This is a genomic window from Streptomyces sp. C1-1 (genome assembly GCF_050214755.1).
GTDB lineage: Bacteria > Actinomycetota > Actinomycetes > Streptomycetales > Streptomycetaceae > Streptomyces.
In genome coordinates this window covers 9,210,076-9,224,152 of record NZ_CP189826.1, presented here as the reverse complement: position 1 = coordinate 9,224,152, position 14,077 = coordinate 9,210,076, and the positions used below count along the sequence as shown (strand labels likewise).

Sequence of the window (14,077 nt, the reverse complement as noted above, 5' to 3'; positions counted from 1 at the left end):
CGCGGTGGGCTCAGGCCAACTGGGCGATGCTCCTGCTCACCAGGAACAGGCCGGCCACCAGGGCGACGCCCACGAGCGCCTGCTCCTGGTGGGTCTCGATCCAGGTGCGCAGCCTGCCGAGGCGCACCCGGGCCGCGTCGGGGGCGAACGTCGTGTAGATCTCCATCGTCAGCAGACTGCTCGTGGCGAGGAGGCAGTAGCCGATCAGGGCCAGGTAGGAGGACGCGTGGGACAGGTCGGCGCTGACCACCGTCGCCGCGCCGGCGGCCACCAGCCCCCAGGGCTGGAGCAGCGGCCCGAGCCCGGCCGCGGTCCACACGGACAGCCGGTCGAGCCGTGTCATCAGTCCGCCGGTGGACCGGCGCCGATGGCCGGTTCGCTCGCGGTTCCTGCGCCGGTACCAGCCGAACCCGACGAGCCCCACGCCGATGGCGAGCTTGACGGCGGACGCGGCGGTGGAGGGCGCGGACTTGGGGGCCGGCGGTTTGCCGCCGGTGGTGAGCAGTACGGCGGCCAGGACGGCCACGAAACAGGCGAGCCAGGCGAGGATGAACGCCAGGCCCTTCCAGATGCCGCGTTCTGCCGACAGCACGAGGACGAACGCGGTCACCGACAGGGGGAACACGGCGATCGCGAGGCCGATGATCACCAGGTCAAGCACCATCGCGGCCCCCGTACGACGCTGCACGCCCCGCGACGAAGCGGCTCTCGCCCATGGCTCCAGTCTCACCGGCGGGGCCGCACCCCACAAATCGCCGGGTCGCGGGCCCCTTGGGCACCTGGCCGCCGCCCTGTCCCATCTGTTTGCGCGAAGGTTCTTCACCCGCTCGGCTCGGGCCGCGCTCCCGCCGGGAGCCGTTCGGCCGCAGGAGCGGCAGGCTGGAGGCATGCAGCCAGGGACAGGGACCGGAAAGGGCCGTCCGGGCCGCCCGTCACGCCGTGCGTCGGGAGGGAAGCGGGGCTCCTCGACGCGGACCCGGCTGACGGGGTTGCGAAACCGCGCCGAGACCCGGTTCCCGGTCATCACACACCTGCTGTCGCATCTGATCAACGTGAACGTGCTCGACTCGGCGACCCGGCTCGCCGCCCAGACGTTCCTCACGGCCGTCCCCCTGCTGTTCGTGGTCGCCTCCGTCGCCCCGCCGTCGATGCGGGACCAGTTCGTCAGATCCCTGCACGACACCTTCGGACTGTCCGGGAGCGCGAACGCCGAGCTGGCCAAGGTCGTGCAGGGCACGGGTGATCCCTCCGACGAACTGCGCCAGACCACCGGTGCGGTCGGCGGGTTCATGGTGCTCATCTCGGCCACCGCGTGCAGCCGTGCCATGCAACGGCTGTGCGAGCGCGCCTGGAGCATGCCCAAGGCGGGCGCCCGGGTGGCCGCCTGGCGCTGGATCGCCTGGCTGGCGACATGGCTGCTGATGTTCGGCGTTCAGGGCACTCTGCGCAACGGCTTCGGTCTCGGCCTGTGGCTGGGCGTGCCGCTGCTGTTGATCACCCAGACCGGCATCTGGTGGTGGACGCAGCATCTGCTGCTGGCCGGGCGCGTGCCGTGGCTGCCGCTGCTGCCCGGCGCGCTGCTGACCGGGACGGCCCTGAGCGTCCTCACGTCGTCCGCGTCGCTGTACGTGCCCCGGGCGCTCAACCACAGCCTGGACAAGTACGGCTCCCTGGGCGCGGTGTTCACCCTGCTGTCCTGGCTCATCACGCTCTGCGTGGTCGCGACCCTGTGCATCACCGCCGGCGCGGTCATCGCCCGTGAGCCCTGGGCGGCCCGCCGTCTGGGCACGCCGGGTCCCTCGGAGACTCAGCCGGTCCCCGGGGACTGACGACCGCGAAGGTGGTCAGCCCGCCCCGGGGCGCCGGTGGCCGTCCGGTCGGCGGGTCGCTCCCCTACGGCGAGGACACGCGGGCCCTGTGGCAGGAGCTGGCTGAGCACGAAGGACACGACCGACGCGAGCACCACCAGCGCCACGGTGTCCACGTTGCCCAGCAGGAGCACGACCAGGACGACACTGCTCACCGGCAGCCGCAGGGCCGCGGTCACCGACGCCGCCATCCCGGCCGCCATCGCCGGCACCAGCCCCAGGCCGGGCAGCGGCGAGAGCAGCACACCGAACGCACCGCCCAGGAACAGGGCGGGGAAGACGGGACCGCCACGGAGGCTGCCCAGGCACAGCGCGTACGCCAGGCCCTTGAAGGCCAGTACGGCGATGAGGGCGCCCACCGACCAGGCGTGCGGGTCGTGCGCCAGCGCGGCCAGCGTGGACTCGCCGGACAGGGCCGCCTCGCCCGGCGAACGCCCCGTGGCGACCGCGTAGAGAGTGACGCAGACCGCCGCGCCCAGCGCGCAGAGGGTGGTGTTCCGCACCGTCCGGGTCGTGACGAAGCGGGCGGCGAACCGGCCGCCGACGAAGATCCAGTGGACGAGGAACGCGAGGACGGGCGCCAGCACCAGCACCCACAGCACGTCTCCCCAGTCGAGCGGCGGCGGCTTGGGCAGACCGATGGACAGGCTCCCCGTCTTCAGGCCGGTCCATCGGACGAACCCGGTGAAGATCAGGTCTCCGACCCCGCTGGCCAGGAGGGCCGGCAGCATCACCGCGAACAGTTGTGGGCCGCCGAGCCCGGCGACTTCCATCAGCATCACCGCGCCCACGATCGGGTTCCCGAAGAGCGCTGAGATGGCCGCCGCCGCCCCGGCCGCACCGAGCAGCGAATTGCTCGCCTCGGTGTCCGGTGCCCGGACCAGCCGAGCGAACAGCAGGGCCAGTCCGCCGCCCATCGCGATCAGCGGTGCCTCGGGTCCCAGTACCGCGCCCAGCGGCAGACCGACCAGGGCGGCGATCACGACACCCGGCAGCGCCTTCCAGGTGACGCCGCCCGAATGCAGGCCCGCTGCCGGGACGTGTCCGCCCCGGCCCGGAAGCCGCGTGACGACCAGGCCGACGACGACTCCGGCCACCGTCAGCAGGGGCAGGCCCCACCACCAGGGAGCCTGTTTCCAGCCCAGATCCTTGGGCCAGGTCGTCCAGATCAGCTGCTCCAGCCGGTGGATCGCCACCAGGAACCAGAACGCGATCAGCGCCACCGGAATCCCGATGAGCCCGCAGAACACCAGGGCCTTGCGGTAGTCCGGCCGGCCCAGCATGGTGCGCAGCAGATCGGCTTCCGGGGGCTGGTTGCGCGCCGCGGCCCCGGAGCCGCTCTCCGACGTCGTTCCGGCGATGGGTCCTCCCGGGGTCGGCGCCGCGCCACGCGGTCGCGTCGGGCCGACCACCGCATGGCCTCGCGGCGCATAGCACGACGAACATACCCATAGCGGACCGAACGCGCTCGCCGTCACGGCCGGGCGGACCTCTCAGCGGGTCGGGCTCAGCGGCTTCTCCAGGACCGCCTTGCGGTGGCTGAACGTCTCGATCGACCAGCGGCCGTGGTAGCTGCCCATGCCGCTCTCCCCCACCCCGCCGAACGGCAGGTCGGAGACGGTGAGATGGGCCAGCGGCAGACCGTGTCCGAGGCCGCCGGAGGACGTCTCCGCGGCGATACGGGCGCGGGTGTCGCCGGACTCGGAGAAGACGTAGAGGGCGAGCGGCTTGTCGCGGTCGTTGATGAAGTCGATCGCCTCGTCCAGCCCGGCCACCGTGACGATCGGCAGGATCGGTCCGAAGATCTCCTCGCGCATCACCGGCGACTCGGGGTCGACGTCCGCGAGCACGGTCGGGGCGATGTACTTGGCGGCGCGGTCGGCGACGCCGCCGACGACCGTACGGCCCGAGCCCAGCAGGCCGGTGAGCCGGTCGAAGTGACGTTCGTTGACGATCCGGCTGTATGCGCCGGAGGCCAAGGGGTCGCCGCCGTAGAGCGCTTCGACCGCGCGGGTGAGCGCGGGCTCCAGGGCGGCGGCCGTCTCGGGGTCGGTCAGCACGTAGTCGGGGGCGACACAGGTCTGCCCGGCGTTGAGGAACTTGCCGCGGGCCAGCCGGTCGGCGACGACGTCGAGATCCGCGCCCCGGTCGACGAACGCCGGGGACTTGCCGCCGAGTTCGAGGGTGACGGGGGTGAGGTGCTCGGCGGCGGCGCGCATGACGATGCGGCCGACGGTGCCGTTGCCGGTGTAGAAGATGTGGTCGAAGCGCTCGGCGAGCAGGGCCGTGGTCTCGGGGATGCCGCCCTCGACGACGGCGACCGCGCCGGTGTCGAGGTACTCCGGCAGCAGGCGGGCCAGGGCGGCGGAGGTGGCGGGGGCCAGTTCGCTGGGCTTGACGAGCACCGCGTTGCCCGCGGCGAGGGCGCCGACCAGCGGGGCCAGCAGGAGCTGGGCGGGGTAGTTCCAGGGGGCGATGACGAGGACGACGCCGAGCGGGTCGTACTGCGTCCAGGCGCGCGCGTCGTCGCCGAGACGGTCCGGGACCGGGGCCGGTTCGGGGCGCAGCCAGTCGGCGAGGTGGTCGAGGGTGTGGTCGATCTCGCGGACGGTGAAGCCGATCTCGGTGCGGTCGGCCTCGGCGGCGCTCTTGCCGAGGTCGGCGTGGAGGGCCGCGGCCAGGTCGGGACCGTTCTCGGTGAGCATGTCGCGCAGACGGCGCAACTGGGCGGTGCGCCATTCGACGGGCTTGGTGCGGCCGCTGCGGAAGGCGGCGCGCAGCCGGGCGACGACGTCGGCGGGCTGCTCGGTGATGGGCTGGTTCATGGTGCCTCGCTGCTGGAACGATCAGGGGTACTCAGGTCAGGTGTATATGCCAACCTTTCATACACCAAAATAAATTCCGGCGCCGAGGGGGCCGATGTACGGCCGCCGAGCCGTCACGTGGGCGGAAGCCGGCGTCGGCGGCGTTCCAGGAAGGCGCGCTCGGCGGGACTCTCGGCGCGTTCGGCGGCCGCCTCGTAGGCCCGTGCGGCCTCGGCGTCGCGGTCCAGTCGGCGCAGCAGGTCGGCGCGGACCGCGTGGAAGACGTGGTACGAGCCGAGATCCAGGGCGTCGACGAGGTCCAGCGCCCGGCCCGGTCCCTCGGTCTCGGCGATCGCGACCGCCCGGTTCAGGGCCACGACCGGGCTCGGAGCGACGGCCATGAGCTGGTCGTAGAGCCGTCCGATCTGCCGCCAGTCGGTGGCCTCGGCGCGAGAGGCGTCGCTGTGGACGGCCTGGATGGCGGCCTGGATCTGGTAGGGGCCGGGCTGGTTGCGGCGCAGACAGCGTCGTACGAGGGCCTGCCCCTCGGCGACCAGCTCCCGGTCCCAGCGCTCGCGGTCCTGCTCGGGCAGCGGCACCAGTACGCCGTCCGCGTCCACGCGGGCGTCCCGGCGCGACTCCACGAGCAGCATCAGCGCGAGCAGGCCGGTGGCCTCGGCCTCGTCCGGCATGAGCTCGACCAGGAGCCGGCCGAGGCGTACGGCCTCCGCACACAGTCCGGGTGAGCCCTCGTATCCCTGGTTGAAGATCAGGTAGACGACGGCCAGGACGCCCGCCAGCCGGTCCGGCAGGTCGGCGTCCCGGGGTACGCGGTAGGGGATCCGGGCGGCGCGGATCTTGGCCTTGGCGCGGACCAGACGCTGCGCCATGGTCGGTTCCGGCACGAGGAAGGCGCGGGCGATCTGCGGCGTGGACAGCCCGCCCAGGAGGCGCAGGGTCAGGGCCACCCGCGCCTGGGGGGCGAGCGCGGGGTGGCAGCAGGTGAAGATCAGGCGGAGCCGGTCGTCGCGCACGGGGCCCTCCTCGGCCGGTGCGTCGCCGGCGCGCAGCAGGGCGGCCTCGGCGTGTCGCTCGTCGCGGGTCGCCTCCCGGCGCAGCCGGTCGATCGCCCTGTTGCGGGCGGTGGTGATGATCCAGCCGGCCGGGCTCGGCGGCACGCCGGTCCGCGGCCAGCGCTGCACGGCGGTGGTGAAGGCGTCCTGGACGGCTTCCTCGGCGAGGTCGATGTCGCCGAGGAAGCGCACCAGGACGGCGACGGCCCGGCCGTACTCCGCGCGGAAGACGGCCTCGACGTCGACGGTGTCGGGCACGGGCACTAGTGGCTCTCCACGAAGGGGCGCACCTCGATCGGCAGGGTGGTGGCGCGGACCGCCTTCCTGCCCCATTCCAGCGCCTCGTCCAGGTCGGCGGCCTGGATCAGGCACAGCCCGCCCAGATACTCCTTGCCCTCGGCGAAGGGCCCGTCGGTGATCAGGACGTCGCCGCCGTCGGGACGCAGCATGGTCGCGGTCTCGGGGGCGTGCAGACCGCCGGCGAAGACCCAGGCGCCGGCGTCGCGCAGTTCCTGGTTGAAGGCCTCCACGTCGCGCATGATCGCGGCGAGGGCGTCGGGCTCCGGGGGCGTGCCGTCGGTCGGGGTGACCACGCTGAGCAGGTAGTACGTCATGACGTCCTCCTAGGCGTCGTAGCTGATGTCTCACCTCCTACACGAACGGCACACCCGCGGATCGACACCGCGCGCGACCGGATCGGCAGAATCTTCTCCATGACCGCCGCGCCGCACCCGCTCCTCGCCACCGCCCGGACCCTCGCCCGCGACCTCCTCGCCCCGAACGCGGAGCGCGTCGACCGGGAGTCGGTGCCCGTCGGTCACATCGAGGCGCTCAGGCGCTCGGGGCTGCTGGGAGTGGGGGCGCCGCGGGAGTACGGCGGTGCGGGTGCCCCCGACACGGTGGTGCGGGAGGTGCAGGAGATCCTGGCGGGGGCCTGCTGTTCGACCTGGTTCGTGCAGACCCAGCACCACTCGCCGGTCCGGATGCTGGCCGGGTCGCGGCTGCCGGTGCGCGAGCGGCTGCTGCGTCCGCTGGCGACCGGCCAGCTGCTGGCCGGCATCGCGTTCGCGCACGTACGGGCCTTTCCGCGGGTGCCGGTGCGGGCGACGGCCGAGCGCGGCGGCTGGCGCTTCGACGGAACGGTGCCCTGGTACACGGGCTGGGGTCTGAACGACGTGATGCTGCTGGCCGGGGTGACCGACGCCGAGGAGGTGGTGTTCGCGTTCGCCGAGGCCCGCGAGCAGCCGGGGCTGCGCCCGTCGCCGCCGATGCGGCTGGCCGCGCTGACGGCGGCCCGGACGGTGTCGCTGGAGCTGGAGGGTCTGTGGCTGCCCGGGGAGTCGGTGGTGCTGCGCACTCCGCGGGAGAAGTTCGCCCTCGTAGACCTGCCCCGCAACACCAACGCCTCCCCCGCCGTGTTCGGCGTCGCCCACGCGGCGCTGCGGCTGGTGGAGGAGGCCGGTGAGGGCGAGACCGCCGGTGCCCTGCGGGCGCGGCTCGACGAGGTGCGGACCCGGGTGTACGCGCTGGCCGCGCATCCCGTGCCGCACGAGCGGATCGCGGAACGGCTGGAGCTGAAGACACGCGCGTACGACCTGATGCGGGCCGCCACGACGGCGGCCGTGGTGGCCGGGGGCGGACGCGCCATGGCCCTCGACAGCCCGGCGCAGCGGCTGGCACGCGAGGGTCTGTTCCTTCTGGTGCAGGGCCAGACGACCGACGTGCGCCGGGCTCATCTCGACGCGCTGGCACTGATCTGAGGCCGGTTCGGCTGTTCATCGGACGTTCAATCAGGTGACAGTTTCGGCCCCGCCCAGTGAGCAGAATCGCCTCATGGCGACCGCACAGGCAACCGACATCAAACTGCCCGGCGAACTCAAGGACGTCCCCGGCTGGTTCCCGCCGCTGGACCAGGTCCTGTTCACCTGGTTCCTCGAACGGCAGGAAGCCGCGGGTCTCGGGGGCGACCTGCTGGAACTCGGCGCGTACATGGGCAAGAGCGCCGTCCTGCTCGGCCGGCACCGCCGGGAGGGCGAGCAGTTCACGGTCTGCGACCTCTTCGGCGGCGAGGCGCCGGACGGGGCCAACCGGGCCGAGACGGCGAAGTCGTACTCCTCCCTCACCCGACAGGCCTTCGAGCGCAACTACCTCTCCTTCCACGACGCCCTGCCACGGGTGCTGGAGGCCCCCACCTCCGTGATCCCCGCGGAGGTCGCCCCGCGCAGCTGCCGCTTCGTCCACATCGACGCCTCGCACCTGTACGAGCACGTCCGCGACGACATAGGCGCGGCCCACGACCTGCTGCTGCCCGGCGGCATCGTCGTCCTCGACGACTTCCGTTCCGAGCACACCCCCGGCGTCTCGGTCGCCACCTGGGAGGCCGTGCTCAACCGCGGCCTGCGCCCGGTCTGCCTCAGCACGCAGAAGCTGTACGGCACCTGGGGCGATCCGGAGCCCGTGCAGGAGGAGCTGCTGGAGATGCTGCGGGCCCGCACGGACGTCGGCCTGAGCGTGCAGGAGGCCGCGGGCCACCGGCTGGTGCGCGCCCGCGCCCTCAAGGGCATGCAGGCTCCGCCGTTTCCCCGCTCCCGCCACTACCGGGAGCCCGAGCCGCGGGTGGTCGACGCGGAGCCGGCCCCCGCGACAGCGCCGGTTCCGGCGTCCCGCCGCCCCCGGTCCCGGGCCCGCCGGATAGGGGTGGACCTGCTGCCGCCGATCGTCACGAGGGCGGTCCGCCGCGCCCTGGCGAACCGCCCGTGAACCGCTCCGGCACCGCAGTGACCGGGATCGGACGGGCCGCACAGGTGGCCCGTCCGATCCCGGTCACTCCTCGTCGCCCGCCGGCACCACCACGAGGAAGGTGTCCGACTTCAGATCCATGACGACCGTCGCGGACTGACCTTCGGCGCGGCGCTTGGCCGCGTACTCCTCTGCCGGCCATGATCCGCGCGGAGCTCCCGCTGGAAACCGCTCCAACACCTTCGCGCCCATAGCGGCAGACACCTCCGGAGTCGTTCTCGGACCATCACGTTCGTACAATGCGACTGCCCGCTGGGAGCGCCGACATGTCCGGCCCGGTGGAGAGATTTGTCGATAATCCATCAAACGGCTCCGTACAGCCGGCGCCGCAGCCCCGCGAGGGTGCGGCCCAGCAGCCGGGAGACGTGCATCTGGGAGATGCCGAGCTCGGCTCCGATCTGGCTCTGTGTCATGTCGTAGAGGAACCGCATGGTCAGGATCCGGCGCTCGCGCTCCGGCAGGGCGGCGAGCAGCGGTGCGAGGGTGACCCGGTCGTCGGTGCGGCCGATGGCGGGGTCCTCGACACCGAGCCGGTCGGCGATTCCGGTGCCGTCCCCGTCGGACCCGAGGGACGCGTCGAGGGAGACCGCCTCGTGGCCGTCGGCCGCCTGCAACCCCTCCACCACCTCCTCCTCCGTCAGACCCGTGCGTTCGACGAGTTCACCGACCCGGGGCGAGCGCCCCTCGGACTGCTCGAAGGCGACGACGGCCTCGCGCAGTACTCCTCGGTACTCCTTCAGCCGCCGGGGCACGTGGACGGCCCAGGTGGTGTCACGGAAGAAGCGCTTGATCTCGCCGACGACCGTCGGCACGGCGTAGGCCTCGAAGCCGAAGCCGCGCGTCGGGTCGAACCGGTCGATCGCCTTGATCAGCCCGATGGTGCCCGCCTGCAGAACGTCGTCGCTCATCTCGCGCCGCGCCGGGAAGCGCCGCGCCGCGTGCCGCACGATCCACATGTTCAGCTCCACGAGCGTGTTGCGGACGTGCGCGTACTCGGCGGTGCGCTCCTCCAGGGAACGCAGGCGCTCGAACAGCGGCCCGGACCGGGCGCGGGCGTCGGCCGGTCCCAGCTCGGCGTTCTGCGGGCGCACGGTTCACTCCTCGGTCGAGACCCCGGCCGGTCGGGGTGTCGTACCTGTTTCGCCGTGGCCGGCCGCGACGGATGCAGTCCCGTCCGGCGCGGATCGCCACAGCCGGCCGGGCCACCAGGCCACGGCGCCCAGGTCGCGGACGAGGGCGGGCACCAGCAGGGAGCGCACCACGAGCGTGTCGAGGAGCACGCCGAAGGCGACGATGAAGGCGATCTGGACGAGGAAGGCGAGCGGGATCACCCCGAGGGCGGCGAAGGTCGCGGCGAGCACCACGCCGGCCGAGGTGATCACTCCCCCGGTGCCGACCAGACCGCGCAGGACGCCCTCCCGCACCCCGTGCCGCAGGGACTCCTCCCGCACCCGCGACATCAGGAAGATGTTGTAGTCGACGCCCAGCGCCACCAGGAAGACGAACCCGTACAGCGGCACCGAGGGGTCGCTGCCGGTGAAGCCGAAGACGTGCCGGAAGACCAGGGACGACACGCCCAGGGTGGCGAGGAAGTTGAGCCCCACCGTGGCCACCAGCAGGGCGGGCATCAGCAGGGAGCGCAGCAGCAGCGTCAGGATCACGAAGATGATCGCCAGGACCACGGGGACGATCAGGGTGCGGTCCCGTTCGGCGGTGCGCAGGGTGTCGTACTGCTGGGCGGTGTAGCCGCCGACCAGGGCCTGCGCGTCCGGCACCGCGTGCAGGGCCTTCCGCAGCCGCGCCACGGTGTCCTTGGCGCTGTCGCTGTCGGCCGCGGAGTCCAGGGTGACGTCGACGCGTACGCGGCCGTCGACGACCTTCGGCGCGCCGCCGGGCCGCCCGGACGCGGTGACCCCGGCCGCGGAGGCGACGCCCTCGGTGCCGCGGGCCGCGGTGAGGACGGGGTCGACTCGGTCGGCGTTCGCGATGACGACGGTGGGGTTGCCCGAGCCGCCGGGGAAGTGCTGGGCGAGGGTGCTCTGGGCGGCCACGGACGGGGCGTCGTCGACGAAGGTCTCGTCGAGCGGGACGCCCTTGGACGCCAGGGTCGGGGCGAAGGTGGCGCAGATCACGAGGGCGGCCAGGCACACGGCCCACACCTTGCGGGGCGCCCGGTCCACCACGGCGGCGACGCGCCGCCACACGCCGTGGCCGCCGCCCTGTGCGCCGGTGGGGCGAGGGGTGGCGGGCCAGTAGGCGGCCCGGCCCAGCAGGACGAGCACGGCGGGCAGGAACGTCAGCGAGCTGAGCACGGCGCAGGCGATGCCGATGGCGCCGACCGGGCCGAGTGCGCGGTTGTTGGTGAGGTCACTGATCAGCAGGGCGAGCAGTCCGAGGGCGACGGTCGCGGCGCTGGCCACGACGGCGCCCCAGGACTGCCTGAGCGCGGCCCTGGCGGCGGCGTACCTGTCGGTCCGCCCGGCCAGTTCCTCCCGGTAACGGGCGGTGATGAGCAGCGCGTAGTCGGTGGCGGCGCCGATCACGAGGATGGAGAGGATGCCCTGGACCTGTCCGTCGACGCGGACGAGGTCGTGGTCGGCGAGCACGTAGACGACCGCGCAGGCCAGTCCGAGGGCGAACACGGCCCCGATGATGATCACCAGGGGCAGCAGGACGCTGCGGTAGACGAGCAGCAGGATCACCAGCACGGTCACCAGGGCCACGGCCAGCAGCAGGCCGTCGATCCCGGCGAAGGCGTCGGCCAGGTCCGCCTGGCTGGCGGCCGGTCCGGCCAGCCGGACCGTGCTGCCGGGCACCCGCTCGGCGGCCGCGCGCAGCCGGTCGAGGGTGTCGGGCAGCCGGTCCCCCAGATCGGGCCTCAGCTGTACGACGCCTTCGAGGGCCTTGCCGTCCCGGGAGAGGAGCGCGGGAGACACGTCTCCGACCACGCCGGACACGTCGGACAGGGAGGCGAGCGCGCGTCCTGCGGCGGCCTGGCGGTCCCGTACCGGACCGCCACCCTCGTCGGTCCAGACGACGATCGCCGGCAGCGTCTCGTCCTGCTGGAAGGCCCGCTGCTCGCCGATCACCTTCGTGGACTCGGCGCTGCGCGGCAGAAAGGCGGCCCGGTCGTTGGTGGCGACCTCACCGAGCCGTCCGGCGAAGGGGCCGAGCGCGCCGCCGATGCCGAGCCAGACGACGAGCAGGAGCAGGGGTACGACGAAGCGGCCCCGTCGCGGGCTGAGGGACATGACTCTCCAAGCGCCTAGGTATCTCAATGAAAAACAATCTCAATGATTGAGATAAGGAGGATCGATGGTAAGTGACGCCCGATCTTCCGCCGCCGGGGCCCCGCCGGATGCAGCGGCTTTCGCGCGAGTGGTCAGGTGTGAGGTCGGTCAGTCACCGGGAGACCGGAGCGGAGCCAGCTCCTCGTTCATGGCCGCCAGGAAACGCAGCACGACGGAGAGCTCCCCCTCGCTGAACTTTCCGCAGGCCGCCTCCGCCGCCTTCGCGAGCGGCCGGAAGTAGGTACGGGCCGCCGCCCGGCCGTCCGCCGCGTAGTACAGGTGCACCACCCTGCGGTCGGCGCTCTCCCGGACCCGGCGTATGTGCCCCGAGCGTTCCAGCCGGTCCACGCAGGCGGTGACCGCACCGGAGGTCAGTCCGAGATGCTCGCGCAGACGCCCCGGCGTCATCGGCTCCTCGGCATCCAGGATCGCCGCGAGGGCCTGGACGTCCGTGGCGTGCAGCCCCTGCTCGCCCGCGAAGCCGTGCACCAGACGGTTGATCTCGCCGTTCATCCGGCGCAGCTGCACGGCGAGCGCATGCAGGTCGATCCCCTCGGGGAGCGCCCCGTCAGGTCCCGGCGCCACCGCTCGCTGCTCCCGGTCGTCTGCTCTGGCCACGCGATCAGCCTATAGATACGCCCGCCCGCATCCGATCCCGCCGCCCCCGTGGAAGTGATCACAGGGACACCGACACGAAGGGCCCGGAGCAGATGAACGCTGACGACGACGGACCGGGCCCGCGCTGCCTGGTGACCGGGGCGACGGGATACATCGGCGGCAGGCTGGTGCCGGAGCTGCTCGCCGAGGGGCACCGCGTGCGCTGCCTGGCCCGCTCCCCGGGCAAGCTCCGCGACCACCCCTGGGCCGGACAGGCGGAGGTGGTACGGGGCGACGTCACCGACGCCGACTCCGTCGCCGAGGCCATGCGCGGCGTCGACGTCGCCTACTACCTGGTGCACGCACTCGGCTCCGGCGGCGACTTCGAGGAGACCGACCGCAAGGCGGCCCGGATCTTCGGCGCGGCGGCCCGCGCGGCGGGCGTACGGCGCATCGTCTACCTCGGCGGTCTCACGCCCTCGCGGGTGCCGGAGAGCGAGCTGTCGCCGCACCTGCGCTCGCGGGCCGAGGTCGGCCGGATCCTGCGGGACTCCGGTGTCCCCACCACCGAACTGCGGGCCGCGGTCGTCATCGGCTCCGGTTCCGTCTCCTTCGAGATGCTGCGCTACCTCACCGAACGCCTCCCGGTGATGATCACCCCCAGCTGGGTCCGCACCCGCATCCAGCCCGTGGCGGTGCGGGACGTGCTGCGCTACCTCGTCGGCAGCGCCCGGATGCCGGCCGACGTCAGCCGCGCCTTCGACATCGGCGGACCGGATGTGCTGACGTACAAGGACATGATGCTGCGCTACGCGGCCGTCGCCGGCCTGCCCCGCCGGGTCATCCTCCCCGTGCCCGTGCTCACCCCCGGCCTGTCCAGCCACTGGGTCGGACTGGTCACCCCGGTACCCGCGCCGATCGCACGGCCGCTGACCGAGTCGCTGCGCCACGAGGTCGTCTGCCACGAGCACGACATCGCCCGGTACGTGCCCGACGGCCCCGGCCGGCCCATCGGCTTCGACGAGGCGGTACGCCTGGCCCTGCAACGCGTGCGCGACGCCCAGGTCACCACCCGCTGGTCGTCGGCGTCGGTGCCGGGCGCGCCCAGCGATCCACTGCCCACCGACCCCGACTGGGCGGGCGGCAGCCTCTACACCGACCGGCGGGAGCTCGTCGTCAACGCCTCGCGCGAGTCGCTGTGGCGGGTGATCGAGGGGATCGGCGGCGAGAACGGCTGGTACTCCTTCCCGCTGGCCTGGGCGGTCCGGGGCCGGCTGGACCGGCTGGTGGGCGGCGTGGGCCTGCGCCGCGGCCGGCGGGACGCGGCACACCTGCGCACGGGCGACTCGCTGGACTTCTGGCGCGTGGAGGAGATCGAGCCGGGCCGTCTGCTGCGGCTGCGGGCCGAGATGAGGCTGCCGGGACTGGCCTGGCTGGAGATGTGCGCCGACACCGACGACGAGGGCCGCACCCGCTACCGCCAGCGGGCCCTGTTCCATCCCCACGGACTGCTCGGCCACGCCTACTGGTGGAGCGTCTCCCCCTTCCACGCCGTCGTCTTCGGCGGCATGGCCCGCAACATCGCGCTCACCGCGTCGCGGACCCCCCTCACGCCCAAGAGGGAAAACGCACCGAGCCGTTGACGG

At 72.9% G+C, this 14,077-nt stretch carries 13 protein-coding genes; 4 read left to right on the top strand and 9 right to left on the bottom strand.

Annotated elements, in window-relative coordinates:
• Positions 1–10 precede the first annotated feature (10 nt).
• The gene (locus ACQF4J_RS41930) at positions 11–664 is read right to left on the bottom strand and encodes a GAP family protein (protein WP_351806475.1); all 654 of its coding nucleotides are present in this window, start codon (positions 662–664) and stop codon (positions 11–13) included.
• A 325-nt stretch (positions 665–989) separates the two neighbouring features.
• Between ACQF4J_RS41930 and ACQF4J_RS41925 the strand changes: the two genes are divergently transcribed.
• The gene (locus ACQF4J_RS41925) at positions 990–1,829 is read left to right on the top strand and encodes a YhjD/YihY/BrkB family envelope integrity protein (protein ID WP_427168147.1); all 840 of its coding nucleotides are present in this window, start codon (positions 990–992) and stop codon (positions 1,827–1,829) included.
• Here ACQF4J_RS41925 and ACQF4J_RS41920 read toward each other — a convergent pair.
• The 4 genes from ACQF4J_RS41920 to ACQF4J_RS41905 all read right to left on the bottom strand — a co-directional run bounded on the left by ACQF4J_RS41920 (position 1,808) and on the right by ACQF4J_RS41905 (position 6,359).
• Positions 1,808–3,151: a chloride channel protein gene (locus ACQF4J_RS41920; protein WP_351566714.1), complete on the bottom strand. Its 1,344-nt coding sequence runs from the start codon at positions 3,149–3,151 to the stop codon at positions 1,808–1,810. The two genes, ACQF4J_RS41925 and ACQF4J_RS41920, sit on opposite strands and share 22 nt — an antisense overlap.
• A gap of 210 nt (positions 3,152–3,361) precedes the next feature.
• Complete coding sequence (locus ACQF4J_RS41915; RefSeq protein ID WP_427168146.1) at positions 3,362–4,693, bottom strand: aldehyde dehydrogenase family protein; 1,332 nt, start codon at positions 4,691–4,693, stop codon at positions 3,362–3,364.
• 113 nt (positions 4,694–4,806) lie between these two features.
• Positions 4,807–6,003: an RNA polymerase sigma factor gene (locus ACQF4J_RS41910; RefSeq protein ID WP_351566720.1), complete on the bottom strand. Its 1,197-nt coding sequence runs from the start codon at positions 6,001–6,003 to the stop codon at positions 4,807–4,809.
• A gap of 5 nt (positions 6,004–6,008) precedes the next feature.
• Positions 6,009–6,359: a YciI family protein gene (locus ACQF4J_RS41905; protein WP_351806467.1), complete on the bottom strand. Its 351-nt coding sequence runs from the start codon at positions 6,357–6,359 to the stop codon at positions 6,009–6,011.
• A gap of 99 nt (positions 6,360–6,458) precedes the next feature.
• On the opposite strand from ACQF4J_RS41905, the gene ACQF4J_RS41900 reads away from it, so the two are divergent.
• Both ACQF4J_RS41900 and ACQF4J_RS41895 read left to right on the top strand, forming a co-directional pair.
• Positions 6,459–7,505 carry an acyl-CoA dehydrogenase family protein gene (locus tag ACQF4J_RS41900; protein ID WP_427168145.1) on the top strand — a complete coding sequence of 349 codons (1,047 nt, stop codon included), beginning with the start codon at positions 6,459–6,461 and terminating at the stop codon, positions 7,503–7,505.
• A gap of 73 nt (positions 7,506–7,578) precedes the next feature.
• A complete protein-coding gene (locus ACQF4J_RS41895) occupies positions 7,579–8,505 on the top strand; it encodes a class I SAM-dependent methyltransferase (protein WP_351806463.1) in 927 nt (308 codons plus the stop codon).
• Positions 8,506–8,568: 63 nt separating this feature from the next.
• Here ACQF4J_RS41895 and ACQF4J_RS41890 read toward each other — a convergent pair whose 3' ends face one another.
• The 4 genes from ACQF4J_RS41890 to ACQF4J_RS41875 form a co-directional block, all read right to left on the bottom strand.
• Positions 8,569–8,736 carry a hypothetical protein gene (locus ACQF4J_RS41890; protein ID WP_351566732.1) on the bottom strand — a complete coding sequence of 56 codons (168 nt, stop codon included), beginning with the start codon at positions 8,734–8,736 and terminating at the stop codon, positions 8,569–8,571.
• A 110-nt stretch (positions 8,737–8,846) separates the two neighbouring features.
• Positions 8,847–9,635, bottom strand: coding sequence for a SigB/SigF/SigG family RNA polymerase sigma factor (locus ACQF4J_RS41885; protein ID WP_351566735.1), 789 nt, complete (start codon positions 9,633–9,635; stop codon positions 8,847–8,849).
• Positions 9,636–9,638: 3 nt separating this feature from the next.
• On the bottom strand, positions 9,639–11,795 hold the full coding sequence (locus ACQF4J_RS41880; protein ID WP_427168144.1) for an MMPL family transporter: 2,157 nt from the start codon (positions 11,793–11,795) through the stop codon (positions 9,639–9,641).
• Positions 11,796–11,942: 147 nt separating this feature from the next.
• Positions 11,943–12,452, bottom strand: a complete 510-nt coding sequence (locus ACQF4J_RS41875; protein WP_427168143.1) for a MarR family winged helix-turn-helix transcriptional regulator — start codon at positions 12,450–12,452, stop codon at positions 11,943–11,945.
• Positions 12,453–12,544: 92 nt separating this feature from the next.
• On the opposite strand from ACQF4J_RS41875, the gene ACQF4J_RS41870 reads away from it, so the two are divergent.
• Positions 12,545–14,074: an SDR family oxidoreductase gene (locus tag ACQF4J_RS41870; RefSeq protein WP_351566740.1), complete on the top strand. Its 1,530-nt coding sequence runs from the start codon at positions 12,545–12,547 to the stop codon at positions 14,072–14,074.
• Positions 14,075–14,077: the final 3 nt, after the last annotated feature.